Source organism: Leptospira fluminis, assembly GCF_004771275.1.
GTDB classification, from domain to species: Bacteria; Spirochaetota; Leptospiria; order Leptospirales; family Leptospiraceae; genus Leptospira_B; species Leptospira_B fluminis.
Window position 1 is genome coordinate 62,081 of record NZ_RQEV01000018.1, and the last position, 14,667, is coordinate 76,747.

Below are 14,667 nucleotides of genomic sequence, written 5' to 3' on the forward strand. Positions count from 1 at the left end.
TCGCCTAAAAATCGGAGGAAACGATGAGCGAATATATCATAGGTATCGATGCGGGTACCACGGGGATCCGTACGTTTTGTTTTAATCGGTCGGGCGGCGTGATTTCGAGCGCGTATTCGGAATTCAAACAGTACTTTCCGAAAGCAGGCTGGGTGGAACACGATCCGGAAGAAATTTGGGCTAAGACGGAAAAGCTCATCCTGCAAGCGATCCGAAAGGGAAAGTTGAAACCCGAAAATGCGGTCGCCATTGGAATCACGAACCAAAGAGAGACGACCGTACTTTTTGAAAAGGACACGGGGGCTCCGGTTTACAATGCCATAGTTTGGCAGTGCAGACGGACGGCGGAATTTTGCGGTAAATTGAAAAAAGAGGGTGTCGAGCCTACGTTCAGAAAAAAAACCGGACTCGTTGTGGACGCTTATTTTAGCGGAACCAAGATCCGTTGGATTTTGGAAAATGTAAAAGGAGTGAGAGCCAAGGCCGAAAAAGGGAAGGTATTATTCGGGACCATCGACACATACCTTTTGTATCGCTTGACCAACGGAAAATCACACAAAACGGATCATACGAATGCCAGCAGAACTCTAATCTTCAATATAGAAAAAAAGGAATGGGATAAGGAACTGCTAAAGATTCTGGACATTCCGGAAGCGATTTTGCCGGAGACCCACAATTCCAGCAATCTATTCGGAAGAACGGAGGGGGTCAAAGGACTCCCGGACGGAATTCCGATCTCTTCCCTAGTCGGAGACCAACAGGGTGCGTTGTTCGGACAATTGTGTACGGAACCGGGAGAGGCAAAGAACACGTACGGAACCGGATGCTTCCTTTTATTCAATACGGGAAACAAACTACAGATTTCTAAAAACAATTTGATCACCACTCTTGCTTGTGGTCCGGAAGGAAAAACCGTATACTGTCTGGAAGGTTCCATTTTTATCGGAGGTGCGGTCATCCAGTACCTGCGAGACAACCTGAAGTTTTTTAAAGAATCTAAACTTTCCGAAAAAATGGCCTCGTCCGTGACCAAAGAGGACGAAGTCGTTTTTGTACCTGCATTTGCCGGTTTGGGAGCGCCTTACTGGGATATGAACGCGAGAGGAGCGATTTTAGGTCTGACTCGGGATACGACTCAGGAGCAGATTGCCCGTGCCGCGTTAAAATCCATCGCTCTACAATCCTACGAATTAGTGGAGGCCATGGAAAACGATACCGGTTCCAAATTGAAAGTATTGAAGGTGGACGGAGGCGCGACGGCAAACCAGTGGTTGATGCAATACCAAGCGGACATTTTGGGTAAAAAAATCGTCCGTCCTTCGAATTTGGATACCACCGTTCTCGGAGCCGCCTATCTGGCCGGTCTGGAAAGAGGATTTTACTCCTCGGTATCGGACCTGAAGAAAAAGCAAAAAGCGAGTAAGGAATTTTCACCTAAGATGAGCGGGGCTCAGAGGGAAAAAGAGATCCGAGTTTGGAAGGAATCCGTTAAAAGAATTCTAACGGGAAACTGATTCAGTAATTATTGGAGAGTAGGGAAATTTCGAATGGATGTCGGTCCCCGGAAATTCCCCCTCCCACCACTAATTTCGTTTGGTCATAACGCGGAATCTCCACGATGCAGCGCTCCGGAATCCGGAATAATTCATAGGCGTCCCTCTCCTTTCGGGAGAGAAGGATATCGAATCTGAGGATTTCCAAAAACTTTACGGTGTAGAATAGCAGCTTGTCCTGGGTCACCGCATACAACTTGAGCCCATCGCCCCGAAAATTGAAATTGTATTTCTCCGCCGGGATCGACGAAAATCGAACTTCCCGCCTGAATCCGAATCCGGCTTGGGTTTCGTCCTCCTCTTCCCGATAAACCGGAAAGGTTCCTTCCTCGTAGTAGATCTTTTTGGAAAATCTTCTGAAGATCTCACGCTCCACGATTTCCGGAAATGATTCCCCGGGCTCTGGTTTTTTGGACGGTCCGTTCAATATCTGCTTCCAACGATTTTTGGAAACGTTCCTTTCCACCATTTTTCTGACCGGACCGGATAGTTCCGGAACGGAGAACTTTACGATTCTTTCATCTACGGAGTTTAAAACGGAATTTAAAAAAGGACCATGAATCAGGGGAAGAATTTCGATCGTAAATATGGTGTCGCGGAGAAAAACCGCGAATTCCGGCTCGTGAGAGAAGAGATTCGAAACGATGGTTTGTTCTTCCGCAGGAGTTCCCGCGTACAGGATTCGTAATAGACGGAAAAGGTAGTTTTTGTTTTTCGGATCGAAGTACAATTCCTCGATTCTTCGGGAAACGGACTCTTCGTCCAACTCCGGATTTACGATATCTCTCAAGGAAAGATAACGTGTTGCGACCATTTTGGTCCTGCTTTGTCGGAACAAAAGAAAATCGCCGGAAATCATGGGACCGATCTGAGTGGATTCCTGGGGAGAACGAAGGAATAGAATGGGAGGTTTTCCCTTCGCTTTGTACGGGTTTTTTTCGATTTTGAAGAGTGTTCCTTCCCAATTTTCTCTGGCACCTTCCGGGAACTTTCCGTCTTCTTTTCGGATTTCCCCGTCGTTATAGGACAGGTAGGAGGGACTGTTCATGGGACGGGTAGGGAAGTTTCTTCGTTCGTATTCGATTTCGTATAAAAAAGAGGGAATCAGGGCCGGTTGGGAGTATAGAAAAGGTAATTCTTCTATGGTTTCCCCGGGAAAATCGTAAAAAGGTCGGATCTTGGTTTTTACTCTCGCTACGGAATCCGAATTGCAAAGAAAGAAATGATAATTTTCCCCTTCTACATGGATCATTTCAAGAATGGGTTTATTCTTCCCTCAAGTCCGGATGCAAAACCGACAATCCGGGGGGTTCATGCGTCCTTTTGGAGAGCTTGCCGACGAGTCGGTTCTTAAATTTACTCCAATCGTACGTTTGCTTTAGTTCGGAGATTTCCTCCTCGAAGCCGTACTGGATGAAATCCACCACTTCCTGTTCCGTCATTCCAGTCAGAAGGGATGTGTCGGACACGACCCGTAGAACTTTACGAACATCCCGTTCGTTCCAAATTAGGACGGAAGTTAGTTTTTCGATCCATTCGCTATGACTCACGAATACATACTGCATGGGCGGGGGGCGAATTCAACCAGGAAAAAGAAATGCAAGTTAAAGTTTTCGTATCGCTAAAATACTCATATCATCGCGGATCCTACCCCCTCCGTACTGAGTGATTTCCTCGAAAAGAGTATCGATCAGTTTTTTGAGGTTGTTCTTCGGGGCGTTCTCCAGGAATTTATAAAGGTTTTCGCCGTAATAGCTGTTTTTCATCTTGCTCTTCTGCTCGAAGAGTCCGTCGGTAAAACTGAACAACACGTCTTCCTTTTCCATTTTCAGGCTTCGGCAAGGTCTGTCTTTTTTTCCCGGAGGGTTCATTACCGTGGATAGAAAGAACCCGTCGGTATCCAGGATCTCGTTCCTGTTTTCCTTGGAATTGAATAATACGGAACTAGGATGAATCCCCGACAGAAGGAAATTTCCGGAAGGGTCCGCCTTCATCAGCAGGAATGTGGCATACAGGCTTCGGTGAATGGTAGGAAAAGTTTTGGTTCTTTCCTCCAGATGCTCGTTGATTTTTCGTATGGCCTCGTCCGGCCGAGAACTACTGTGTATGACGTCCGACATTTGATTCATCACCATCATGCTGAACAGACCGGCGACATATCCGTGTCCGGAAGTGTCTCCGATGCCGAACCAATAGTTCCCTTCGGTGTCCCTCAGAAAATTGTAAAAATCGCCTCCGATCGGATTGTAGGTCAAACATCTTCCGTAGACTTCGAAGTGCTCGTCCTTAAAATCCAAGGGAAGGATGTAATTCTGCATCCTGCTGTCCCCTTTACGGAACCGCTTGATGATTTTTCCCGCCTCTTGTTCTTCGGGCAATATTCTCTCCGTGAGATATAAAGCGAAGGCCACATAGTTTAAAAAGAGAGTGAAGGCAATCGCCGCCAACGCGAGGACCGGAATGGAGATTAGAAAATTATAAAAATAAAAACCGAAGACGAAGCAGAACAGAAGGGAAAGGTTCAGGACTAGAATGATTTTCCATGCCCCCTTTAAGTATTGCTTAATTGTAAACGCCGCTCTCATCGTATTTTATAATATGCGTGGGTCTGGTATTCTTTCTTCGAGAAATTTTTTCTTGTTATCCGAAACGCCTCGTCTTCCGAGTATGGAACTCGGATTCCTTCCACAACGCCGAAGGGTTTTTCCTTGTATCCGGTTTCGTACAGCATAGGAACCAAGGATAAGGACTCCGCATCGTAGTGATACAATAACCTGTGGTTGCTCCTGGACGTTTTGGCGCCGGAGGTTTCCGGTTTTTTGCCTCTTTCCCATACGAATTCCTCCGTAACTAGGGATTCCGTCATGAGCAGGACCCAGTTTCCTTTGGTTTTGAATCTGCCTTTTCCCTCCACCCGCATCTGACGAAATTTATTTCCCTCTTCAATCTCCCGATTGTACGTTTTTCGAAACGTTTTTTCCGCATCTGAAAACTCGATGGATTCGGAATGGCTTTCTATGTAGTGTAAGGAAGTTAAAGGAGACATGCCCGGAATATTTTTTCGAAACGTTCCGGATAAAATCACGTCGGGCCCGGATTGCTTCTGAGCGGGAAGTTCCCGGATCCAGCTAGGAGGAAAACAGGCGATCAGACTAAAGCAGGCAAAAGACAGGAATAATCGTCGAAGGATTTGCATCTGTGATCCCGGTACGCCGGTGGAAAGGAGATCCGAACTTCGTTTCTTACGGGACGCCTAAGCCGGGGTACATATTGGAAAAACGCCCTGCCTAGGGCAAACCGAATCTCATTAAAATTGGAAGTAGATGAAGTCTCCTCCTCCGTCTCCGAAGATTCCCAGTAAAAGCAGGACCACCACGGAGAAAACGGGCAAAAGCGAGGTAAATCTAGAGCGAATCCTGTCACGCAAAGAAGGGTAATATTGCACTGCATTCCAAAAAAAGGCAAGAAGCACGAATAGAAACAATTCTTCCCAACGTGGAATCGGCTTCCCGGAAAAGAGATTCCCGAAACCTAAAAAGTACTCCTTCGTCAAACGTAAAGATTCCTTTCCCATCGCCGCGGTTCGGAAAAAAATTCCGGACAGGGAAAACAAATGAACAGTCAACGCGATCCTGAAAAAACGTCGGAGCCCTTTGGGTTCGGGTTGGTCTTTCGGATTTCCCGGAGACAAGAGTCTTTCCGCACCCAAAATGATCCCTAAATACGCGCCCCAAATGAGATATCCGAAATTCGCCCCGTGCCAAAGTCCTCCCAAGGTCATCGTTAGGAGGGAATTCCACTGGGTTTTCCAAACTCCACCTCGGCTTCCGCCCAAGGGAATGTACAGATAATCCTTGAGCCAAGTGGACAGGGTTACGTGCCAACGTCCCCAGAATTCACGAAATGAAGGGGAAAGGAAAGGACCGCGGAAGTTTTCCGGAATATCGTATCCCAAAAGAAAGGCCGAACCGCGGGCGATATCCGTATATCCGCTGAAATCGCAATACACTTGGCTGATGAATCCGAACAGGCCTAAATACAGGGCGCCCGCGTTGTAAGCGGACGGTTGCGTGTAAATCGGATTTACGATGACCGCAATATTATCCGCGAGCACCACTTTTTTGAATAGGCCGGATAATATGAGAAACACTCCCCATTTGATTCGATCGAAGTCGATCCAAGGCCTGTCGAGTTTTGGGAGAAAATCCGTGGTCCGCATGATCGGGCCGGCGATGAGTTGCGGAAAAAATAATATGAAGAGGAAGTAATCGGAGGCTTTGATTCGATCGGGTACGTGATTCCTATGGATGTCCACTTGTAACGCCACCAATTGGAACGTATAAAAGCTGATGGCAAGCGGGAGAGGTATATGAACCCCTTTCCCGAAATCGGAAAAGGCGGAACCTCCTTTGAATAAATCCAAAGTTTCCAGCAGGAAATAAAAATACTTAAAAAAAGCTAAATTCAGAAAGTTTAATGCTATGACCCAGAATAAGGTTCTGGAAGTGGATCGGCCTTGGGATTTCTCTCTCCATAGTCTTAGGGAAAAGAAGAAATTCACGGCTATGACCGTCAGAAAGTGAGCGGTGAACGCGAGGCCCGAATAAAAATAAAAGAGTAAGGAAGCTAGGAGCAAAAGGTCCTTTCTCCATTTTTGCGGAAAGGACCAATACAGCAGAAAAGTTACGGAAAATAGCGCGAGATACGGAAGGGAATTGAATAGCATGCGGGAAAGTTACCGAAAGTTCCGAACCGATTTCCTTTTCAAGGAGAGAACATATATAAAAAGCGGACCCGATTCGCCCCGAATCCGACTCGTTCCAATAGAGTGGGGGATTCGGGAGAGAATCCTTGGATATGATAGAACGTTTCCGGTTTTTCTTTTGCGTGGGAATAAAATACCACCCTCGGGTTTGCATTTCCGGGAGTCATTTTGTATCCGGGCAAACGCATCGTTACGGTGACTGCGTCTTCGAAATAGCCGATGCCATCCACTAATCCGTGTTTCATCGCTTGCGATGCCGTAAAGATCCGTCCGTCGGCCAACTTTTTGAGATCGCCTTCCTTCACTTTCTGCCTTCCTGTTTTTACGACTTCGAAGAAGCGATCGTACAGGTTGTCCACGATTCCTTGCAATAGTTTTCTCTGCTCGGAGGTGAGTTCTTCCAAGGGAGAGCCGACTGCCTTATTTTCCCCGGAACGTATGGACTGGTCCTTGATACCGATCTTATCCAGACCCTCTTTTACATTGATCCCTTGCATAATCACGCCGATAGATCCGGTTACCGTAGTAGGGTGAGCCAAGAGGTAATCCGAAGACATGGAAATATAATATGCTCCGGAAGCCGCCGTATCCATGAAAAGCGCCAGAACGGGGACATGTTTCTTTTTCTTAAATTCCAGGATTTCCCGATAAATGATATCGCTCGCGGTAACCGTTCCGCCGGGGGAATTGATTTTTAAGATGACCGCTCTGAGGTTCGGATCTTCCATCGCATAGGACAGTTGCAATTTGACCGAGGAAAGTACCGAATCCTTTTCTCCGGTAAATATATTTCCTTCTCTCGAGTCGTCCGAAATGATTCCTTCTATCGGCAGAACTAAAATCTTGTCCTTATCCCGACCGGAGACGGTCTTTTCCACGGGAACCAGCTGCCTCGTTTGCGGGAGAGTGATGCAGGAAAACGCAAATAGAAAGATCGTAAGAGGGAAGGATTTGGCAAGAATGCGAAGGGCAGTCATTTAGGACCTCAGGATGTCCATATTCGGAGACAAGACCTAGTCATCAATTCCTTTCCCAGTCCGGTTTCTCCCGCAAAAAATACGGGCAAAACTGTTTTTTTGTTTCCCAATCGGAAGTTCTCCCCAACTTCTTTCCGCGATGCTCAAATTTCGGACGGAAAACTCTTCGTTTACGACGGACGGGACGCATTGGATCGCTTGGGACTGGATCCACAGTAAAACTTCCAAAAAAATCGAAATCCTCGCTCCGTGGAAGGAAGAGCAGGCCCCTTTCGGTTCGGGTTGTTTTCTCATGTTTCCTTGGGTGAACCGACATGCATCTTCGGAATTGGTTTTCGGCGGAAAGAAGTTGGAACTTCCCGAAATCGTAAAGGATTCCAACGGATTTCCGGTGCACGGATTCATGCATTCCTTATCTAGAAAGGCCTTAAAGGTATTTCCTGGGGAGAGGGGGGCGGAATTTCGGGTTTTGATCCCGGATCATTGGGAAGATAGTCCGGCCGCTGCGGTCGCAGTTAGAGAGGAAATCATTTTAGAAGAGATCGGTTCCGGAGTACTACTCACGATCCGAATTAAATTCAATAATTTAAAAGCGAATCCGCTTCGATTCGCATTCGGTTATCATCCTTATTTCAAATTGGAAGGAAGTCCGGCGGATTGGAGGATCCATCTCCACTTGGACAAAAATCTGGAATTGGACGACAAACTGCTCCCGTACATTCCTTCCGTTTCGAATCAGATAGATTCGGTGACTGACGGACAGATCCGACCGATGGATCATTTGTTTTACGGAAAGGATCCGAGAGTTATATTAGAAAATTGCAAGGAAAAGTATTCGATCACGATCCTGAGTCCTCCCGGGCAAGAAAAGGAGATCCCTCTGGAATATTATCAAATCTACACGAGTCCCGATTTAAGTTCGATCGCAGTCGAGCCTTGCAGCGCTCCCGGAAATGCTCTCATTTCCGGTCAAGGATTAACCGAACTTAAAAGCTATTCCGAGCTTTCCGGAGAATTCAGAATTTTAGTGAAACCTACATGATTCCGCCTTATACAGGCTTTCTTCTTGACAAGAAAGGGGTCGTTTTCAGTCTAAGTTACAGGGAGATTCCGCATCCAAATGAGTAAACCTTTAATCGTACAAAGCGACAAGACCATGCTTCTCGAGGTGGATAACCCCGAATTCGAAGCTTGCCAGACCGTCGTTTCCAAATTTGCGGAACTGGAAAAGAGTCCCGAATACCTGCATACCTATCGAATTTCTCCGCTTTCCCTATGGAACGCCGCTTCGATCAAAATGACTGCTGACGAGATCGTGCAATGTCTGGAGCAGTATTCCAGGTACTCGGTCCCTAAAAACGTAATCAACGAGATCCGCGAACAGATTAGCCGTTACGGAAAAGTAAAATTGGTAAAGGAAGAAAACGGAGATCTTTGCATTATTTCTAATGAAAAGGGTTTTCTCCAGGAGATTTCCAACCACCGTGCGGTCCAACCGTATATCGAAAATACGATAGCCGATAAAATCTATATTAAAAAAGAATTTCGCGGGCATATCAAGCAGGCATTGATTAAAATCGGCTTCCCGGTCGAAGACCTCGCAGGTTATGACGAAGGGAATAAGTACGGTTTTAATCTCAGGCCCACCACCAAGTCGGGAAGAAAGTTCGGAATGCGAGACTACCAGCGCGCTTCGGTGGAGGTCTTTCATGCGGGGGGAGGCAACGAAGGAGGTTCCGGAGTCGTCGTTCTACCTTGCGGCGCCGGAAAGACCATCGTGGGAATCGGGGTCATGCAGATCGTAGGAGCGGAAACTCTGATTCTGGTTACGAATACGCTTTCCATCCGGCAGTGGAAAAACGAAATTTTGGATAAGACGGATATTCCTGAATCAGATATCGGAGAATATTCCGGAGAGGTGAAGGAGATCAAGCCCATCACCATCGCTACGTACAATATCCTTACACATCGGAAAAAGAAAGGAGGGGATTTTACCCATTTCCATCTGTTCAGCGCGAACAATTGGGGATTGATCGTCTACGACGAGGTGCACCTTCTTCCCGCTCCCGTTTTCCGTATGACTTCCGAATTGCAGGCGAAGAGAAGACTTGGCCTTACCGCCACTTTAGTGAGGGAAGACGGATTGGAAGAGGATGTGTTCAGTCTGATCGGACCCAAGAAATACGACGTCCCTTGGAAGGAATTGGAAAGTAAATCGTGGATCGCCGAAGCGAAGTGCAGAGAGATCCGGGTTTCCATGGACGACGATTTGAGGATGCGATATTCCATCGCCGACGACAGGGAGAAATTCCGTCTCGCTTCCGAAAATCCGGAAAAGATGAAGGCGATCGACCTGATCATGAAGAAGCATTCCGAGTCGCATTTGCTCGTAATCGGCCAATACATCAACCAGTTGGAAGAGATTTCCAAGACCTTTAAAATCCCTCTGATTACGGGTAAGACTCCTCTCGGAGAAAGACAGGAATTGTATGACGCCTTCCGGTCCGGCAGGATCAAATCCTTGGTGGTCAGTAAAGTCGCGAACTTTTCCATCGACTTACCTGACGCCAATATCGCGATACAGGTGTCCGGAACTTTCGGTTCGCGTCAGGAAGAAGCGCAACGATTGGGTCGTATTCTGAGACCGAAAGGAGAGGATAATACTGCGGTGTTTTATTCTCTGATTTCCCGAGATACGAACGAAGAAAGATTCGGCCAAAATAGGCAGCTCTTTTTGACCGAGCAAGGATACGAATACGAAATTTACACTCTCGACCAATTCCGCGAATCTTCGGAAGAGAAGGTCGGAGCTTAACCGGAAAGGGAAGGTTTCTTACGCTAATGTTGACTGAAACGAAAAGAGAGGAAGAAATGGACTGGATTGCTAGAAGGTTGGAAGTGATCGAACCTTCTCCGACCTTGGCCATTAGTGCCAAAGCCGCCGAATTGAAAAAGAAAGGGGAAGACATCGTCAGCTTCGGAGCCGGGGAACCGGATTTCGAAACGCCTACCCATATCCGGGAAGCCGCTAAAAACGCCATCGACAAGGGAATGACCCGTTACACCGCCGTTTCGGGCACGGTCGAATTGAAAGACGCAATTCTCACGAAGTTCAAACGGGATAACGGTTTAGAATATACCAGAAACCAAGTCATCGTCGGCACCGGCGGAAAGCAGGTCATATACAATTTCTTTCTAGCGACCTTGAACAGGGGAGACGAAGTCATCATTCCGGCGCCGTATTGGGTCAGCTACGCGGATATCGTACGGCTTGCGGACGGGGTCCCGGTCCTAGTCTCCGCGAGCAAAGAGAACGAGTTCCGGATTTCTCCCGCCGATTTGGAAAAGGCGATCTCTCCGAAAACAAAGGTTCTCATTCTGAATTCCCCTTCGAATCCTACCGGATCCGCGTATTCCAGAAAGGAGTTGGAAGCGTTAGGCGAAGTCGTTTTGAAACATAAGCTCCTGGTCATGAGCGACGATATCTACGAGAGAATCGTGTTTGACGGTTTCGAATTCTGCAATCTGGCGATGATTTCTCCCGAACTCAAGGAATTAACCTTTATCGTTAACGGAGTTTCGAAAGCATATTCTATGACCGGGTGGAGGATCGGTTACGGAGTCGGGCCTGTGGAAATCGTAAAGAACATGGATACGATCCAAAGCCAATCCACCTCCAATCCTTCTTCCATTTCCCAGGCGGCCGCGGAAGCCGCTTTGAAAGGGGACCAAGGTTGTGTGCTCGAAATGGCGCGTGCGTTCCAAAAAAGAAGGGATCTGATCGTGCGGCTCTTAAGAGAAATTCCAGGTGTGGAAGTGAATCTTCCCCAGGGAGCTTTTTACGTCTTCCCGTATCTCACCGGAGTATATGAAACGCAAGGTTTCAAAAAACTATCGGCCTCATCGGAGGAAAAGAGCAAAAGCAAATTGTTTTGCGCTCACCTTCTGGACAAATATAAGGTGGCTGCCGTTCCCGGAATCGCTTTCGGAGACGACGAAGCGTTACGTCTTTCCTATGCGATGAGCGAAAACGATATTCAAAAAGGTGTTTCTCGGATCGCCGAAATGGTGAGGGATTTCTCCCGATAGGTGCATGCGGAAACGCCACTGGATCCTTTTTATCCTGAGTTGGCTACTCTTCTCTCCGATTTTCGGAGAGTCTAAAAATGAATTTATCGTGCTGGAGCCGAGTACGTCCCTGTACCTGTTCCCGGATAAGAAATCCGAGGTGCTCAGAAAACTTTCCTTCGGTGAGATCCTAAATTCCGAAAACTTGAGGGAATCCAAATCCAAGTTTCGATTGCTGACGGACCGAGACGGCCTCAAAGGCTGGGCGGATTCCGGTTCATTGTTTCGAATCGGAAGCCGCGGAACATACAACGTAATTACGAAAGCGGTGGAAAGACTTTTGTACCAGGATTCCGGGGTCCCGGAATTGGAGTCCGTGTTCTCATATTTAACCGGAGTAGAAGAGGGAACGGTTTTTAGAGGAGACGAGTTCTTATTTTTAAAAATCCGTCGCTTGGTGGTATTACAAAAGTACCTGGAGAAATTACAATCCGCCGAAGTCAGGGCGAAGACGGGGAGCAAGCTAGAAGATCTTTTAAAAAAGTTCCCTTCGGAAATCGGAATCCGTACCAAAGAAGGAACTTGGACGGATTCCAACACGAATTCCAAAGAAGGGAGTCGATTTCGGGTTCGTCCAGAGGCTTTTTGGAGAATCGCCGAATCCAATCCGAATTCAAAACCGGGGGATTTTGCCGCTTATCTTGCCGTAAAAAATACTCCGGAAGTGAAATGCGGTCCGGATCCGATATGCGTCCTACAAGACGAGCAATCCAGGAGACTCAAGTATCTAGGGTTGAATCCCAACGGAAATTATTCCCAGATTTTTTCCTCTCAGATCGATAAACGCCTCCAGCATTACGTGAAAGACAGAGAAACGTTCCTTTGCGATACCAAACTTCCTAAAGCGGAAATCCTTTCTTCCTTCAGGAAGACTCTCCAGGAGTTGCCTTACCGCTACGGTAAAAAATTCCATTCCAAATGGAAGATCATCCAAGAGGAATGCGGCTCCAAGTGAGATTGGCATTTAAACTTTATCCTAAAAAGAAGGATTTTTCCTCTTCCCTTTCGGATCCGATTTTGATTCTTCACGGATTGTTCGGATCCTCCAAAAATTGGGTTACCGTATCCGAGTACTTGAGCGAACTCACCGACGTGTTTTCATTGGATCTGAGAAATCACGGAGATTCCCCTCACTCTCCGATTCATACGATAAAAGCCATGGCCGAAGACGTGCGGGAATTCTTAGAGGATCAGAATCTTTCTTCCGTGATCCTATTAGGACATTCGATGGGCGGGCTGACCGCTATGAAGGCGACCTTGGATATTCCGGGCAGAATTTCCCGTTTGATCGTGGAAGACGTGGCCCCCAGAGACTACGAATTCGCTTACGAGGGAGAACTTTCCGCCTTGAAAGTGGACGTTACGAACGCGAGGTCGAGGCAAGAAGTGGACTTCAAAATGACCGAGTTCGTCCCGGATCCGTTCATTCGAAATTTTTTATTAATGAATTTGGAACGTAGAGAAGAGGGCGGGTATAGATGGAAATTGAACGTCGGAGGAATCGAAAACTCCAAACGCATGTTCGATTCCCAATACACGGACGAGGATAGGAGATATGAAGGACCGACATCTTTCCTCATCGGAGGAATGTCGGAATATTTTCGGGATACCGATCGTTCTTTGGCATTGAAGTATTTTCCCAAAGCGGAATTTTACACGATACCCCAAGGGGATCACTACATGCATTTTACCCGCGCGGCGGAATTCAAAGAACTTGTGCTACGTATCCTCAGCTCGCCTTCTTTTTCTTAACCAAAAGGATTCCTGCTCCGAGTGCAAGAATCCAAAATAGGATCATGCCGATCGGGACCAAGATCGTGAATCCGAATTTATATATCGTCCCTAGGATTCCTGTTCCTAAAACGGCTCCTACCAAAGAAACGCTTAGACCCAAGTCTCCCGGATGAATTTTCGCCCGTAAGAAGGGAATCACTTCTGTCAAAAATACCGCAACCATGGATCCGACCGTAAAAGAGGAAATCTTCAATCCCAATTCGAGTAGTCCTTTGGTTTTTTCTTCCGGAAGGGAAAAGAAAAAATAAGAGCTGAGAAAGAGAAGAATTCCGAATAAAAAACTTCCTTTCTTTTCCCCCAAAGATTTCCAACCGAAGTCGACTTTCGCAGTCAAAGACAGGGAATTGATCGAGCTGGATAAGGTAGACATCGTAGACGCAAGAATGCCCGACAAGAGTAGACCGATCAGAGGGGAGGGAACTTCGTGGATTAGAAATTCGGAAAATACTTTGTCTTGGGGTAGGTTTTTTCCTCCGTATCTGAAATACAAAAGGGTCCCGATCGTCAGAAAGAGGAACATTTGAACGAATACGGCTAGGCCGGAAATCACCATCGCTTTTTGGGCGGCTTTTAAGTTTCTCGCAGCCAATGCTCTTTGGACGAACATCTGATCCGCGCCGTGAGTACCCAAACTTAAGAGTGCGCCTCCCAAAACGGCCCAAGGAAGAAAATACGTAGCTCTGGGATCCGTCCACTCTAGAAACTTCAATTTTTCAGAGTTCCATGCCGCCTGAAAAATATCCGGGATACTATCGGTTTCCGTCAGTAACAATGCGAGCGCGAATATTCCGCCGAAGATATAAACGAAGTATTGTAAAGTATCCACCCAGACGACGGAGCGGAATCCTCCTTGCATGGTGTAAGCCAACGTCACTGCGGTGATTAAAAAGAGCGAGATCGTCCCGATCGTGTGAGCAGAGAATTGCACGGAAGAAAATCTGGAGATTGCGACTTCCAATAAAATCGCGATAGGCAGAGTGGATGCGTAAAGTCGCACTCCGTCTCCCAAAATTCTAGTAACGGAGAAAAGAGCCGACATGGAACGCTGCGAATTCCGTCCGAATCGTTTTCCCACCCACTCGTACACAGACATGAAGTTACCGTGATAGGTAAGCGGTAAAAGAAATAGGGCTACGATGAGTCTGCCTAAAATGTATCCCAATACGACTTGCAGGAAGGTGAAATTCCCGGCGTACGCAATTCCTGGCACGGCCAGAAACGTAAGAGCAGAGGTTTCCGTCGCTACAATGGACAAGGAGAGAGGAATCCAAGAAAGGGTTCTTCCGGCTAGAAAGAATTCCTGGGCGTCGGGTTCCTTTCTACTTGTCTTCCAACCGGAATACAGAACGAGAGCGAAATAAACGAATACTACGAAAGCGTCCATCCAACCGAAATACATACGGGAAATCATCGTTTCCGCAGCGTTCGAATTGAAAAGAAGAAAAGCAAA

Annotated in this window: 13 protein-coding genes; 6 read left to right on the plus strand and 7 right to left on the minus strand. The window is 47.1% G+C overall.

Features of this window, described 5'->3' with window-relative positions:
* The first annotated feature begins 23 nt into the window (after positions 1–23).
* Positions 24–1,514 (plus strand): glycerol kinase GlpK, encoded by a 1,491-nt coding sequence (gene glpK, locus EHO61_RS16720; protein ID WP_135814708.1) that lies wholly within the window; start codon positions 24–26, stop codon positions 1,512–1,514.
* A 1-nt stretch (position 1,515) separates the two neighbouring features.
* Here the strand turns inward: glpK and EHO61_RS16725 are convergent, their stop codons facing one another.
* From EHO61_RS16725 to sppA, 6 genes are all read right to left on the minus strand, one after another.
* Positions 1,516–2,805, minus strand: a complete 1,290-nt coding sequence (locus EHO61_RS16725) for a hypothetical protein (RefSeq protein ID WP_135814709.1) — start codon at positions 2,803–2,805, stop codon at positions 1,516–1,518.
* 13 nt (positions 2,806–2,818) lie between these two features.
* Positions 2,819–3,118, minus strand: a complete 300-nt coding sequence (locus tag EHO61_RS16730) for a hypothetical protein (RefSeq protein ID WP_210415360.1) — start codon at positions 3,116–3,118, stop codon at positions 2,819–2,821.
* A gap of 39 nt (positions 3,119–3,157) precedes the next feature.
* Positions 3,158–4,138 carry a PP2C family protein-serine/threonine phosphatase gene (locus EHO61_RS16735; RefSeq protein WP_135814710.1) on the minus strand — a complete coding sequence of 327 codons (981 nt, stop codon included), beginning with the start codon at positions 4,136–4,138 and terminating at the stop codon, positions 3,158–3,160.
* Positions 4,135–4,749: a hypothetical protein gene (locus EHO61_RS16740; RefSeq protein ID WP_135814711.1), complete on the minus strand. Its 615-nt coding sequence runs from the start codon at positions 4,747–4,749 to the stop codon at positions 4,135–4,137. The genes EHO61_RS16735 and EHO61_RS16740 overlap by 4 nt, the downstream gene beginning before the upstream one ends.
* A gap of 111 nt (positions 4,750–4,860) precedes the next feature.
* Positions 4,861–6,279, minus strand: coding sequence for an MBOAT family O-acyltransferase (locus EHO61_RS16745; protein WP_135814712.1), 1,419 nt, complete (start codon positions 6,277–6,279; stop codon positions 4,861–4,863).
* A gap of 38 nt (positions 6,280–6,317) precedes the next feature.
* Entirely contained in the window at positions 6,318–7,205 is an 888-nt protein-coding gene (gene sppA / locus EHO61_RS16750) for a signal peptide peptidase SppA (protein ID WP_135814779.1), read from the minus strand.
* A gap of 229 nt (positions 7,206–7,434) precedes the next feature.
* On the opposite strand from sppA, the gene EHO61_RS16755 reads away from it, so the two are divergent.
* The 5 genes from EHO61_RS16755 (at position 7,435) to EHO61_RS16775 (ending at position 13,175) form a co-directional block, all read left to right on the plus strand.
* Positions 7,435–8,337, plus strand: a complete 903-nt coding sequence (locus EHO61_RS16755) for an aldose epimerase family protein (RefSeq protein ID WP_135814713.1) — start codon at positions 7,435–7,437, stop codon at positions 8,335–8,337.
* Between the two features lie 78 nt (positions 8,338–8,415).
* Positions 8,416–10,110 (plus strand): DNA repair helicase XPB, encoded by a 1,695-nt coding sequence (locus EHO61_RS16760; protein ID WP_135814714.1) that lies wholly within the window; start codon positions 8,416–8,418, stop codon positions 10,108–10,110.
* Between the two features lie 56 nt (positions 10,111–10,166).
* Complete coding sequence (locus EHO61_RS16765) at positions 10,167–11,384, plus strand: pyridoxal phosphate-dependent aminotransferase (protein WP_135814715.1); 1,218 nt, start codon at positions 10,167–10,169, stop codon at positions 11,382–11,384.
* A 4-nt stretch (positions 11,385–11,388) separates the two neighbouring features.
* Positions 11,389–12,378 carry an SH3 domain-containing protein gene (locus tag EHO61_RS16770; protein ID WP_135814716.1) on the plus strand — a complete coding sequence of 330 codons (990 nt, stop codon included), beginning with the start codon at positions 11,389–11,391 and terminating at the stop codon, positions 12,376–12,378.
* Positions 12,363–13,175, plus strand: a complete 813-nt coding sequence (locus tag EHO61_RS16775; protein WP_135814717.1) for an alpha/beta fold hydrolase — start codon at positions 12,363–12,365, stop codon at positions 13,173–13,175. The genes EHO61_RS16770 and EHO61_RS16775 overlap by 16 nt, the downstream gene beginning before the upstream one ends.
* Here the strand turns inward: EHO61_RS16775 and EHO61_RS16780 are convergent.
* The gene (locus tag EHO61_RS16780; protein ID WP_135814780.1) at positions 13,153–14,616 is read right to left on the minus strand and encodes a sodium:solute symporter family transporter; all 1,464 of its coding nucleotides are present in this window, start codon (positions 14,614–14,616) and stop codon (positions 13,153–13,155) included. The genes EHO61_RS16775 and EHO61_RS16780 overlap by 23 nt on opposite strands.
* Positions 14,617–14,667: the final 51 nt, after the last annotated feature.

What these genes read in the sequence shown, in the direction of transcription:
- EHO61_RS16780 (WP_135814780.1), bottom strand. Translation starts at nt 14,616, where the DNA reads ATGTATTTCGGTTGGATGGACGCTTTCGTAGTATTCGTTTATTTCGCT.
- EHO61_RS16775 (WP_135814717.1), top strand. Translation starts at nt 12,363, where the DNA reads ATGCGGCTCCAAGTGAGATTGGCATTTAAACTTTATCCTAAAAAGAAG.
- EHO61_RS16725 (WP_135814709.1), bottom strand. Translation starts at nt 2,805, where the DNA reads ATGATCCATGTAGAAGGGGAAAATTATCATTTCTTTCTTTGCAATTCG.
- EHO61_RS16740 (WP_135814711.1), bottom strand. Translation starts at nt 4,749, where the DNA reads ATGCAAATCCTTCGACGATTATTCCTGTCTTTTGCCTGCTTTAGTCTG.
- EHO61_RS16730 (WP_210415360.1), bottom strand. Translation starts at nt 3,118, where the DNA reads ATGCAGTATGTATTCGTGAGTCATAGCGAATGGATCGAAAAACTAACT.
- EHO61_RS16770 (WP_135814716.1), top strand. Translation starts at nt 11,389, where the DNA reads ATGCGGAAACGCCACTGGATCCTTTTTATCCTGAGTTGGCTACTCTTC.
- glpK (WP_135814708.1), top strand. Translation starts at nt 24, where the DNA reads ATGAGCGAATATATCATAGGTATCGATGCGGGTACCACGGGGATCCGT.
- EHO61_RS16755 (WP_135814713.1), top strand. Translation starts at nt 7,435, where the DNA reads ATGCTCAAATTTCGGACGGAAAACTCTTCGTTTACGACGGACGGGACG.
- EHO61_RS16760 (WP_135814714.1), top strand. Translation starts at nt 8,416, where the DNA reads ATGAGTAAACCTTTAATCGTACAAAGCGACAAGACCATGCTTCTCGAG.
- EHO61_RS16745 (WP_135814712.1), bottom strand. Translation starts at nt 6,279, where the DNA reads ATGCTATTCAATTCCCTTCCGTATCTCGCGCTATTTTCCGTAACTTTT.
- EHO61_RS16765 (WP_135814715.1), top strand. Translation starts at nt 10,167, where the DNA reads ATGGACTGGATTGCTAGAAGGTTGGAAGTGATCGAACCTTCTCCGACC.
- EHO61_RS16735 (WP_135814710.1), bottom strand. Translation starts at nt 4,138, where the DNA reads ATGAGAGCGGCGTTTACAATTAAGCAATACTTAAAGGGGGCATGGAAA.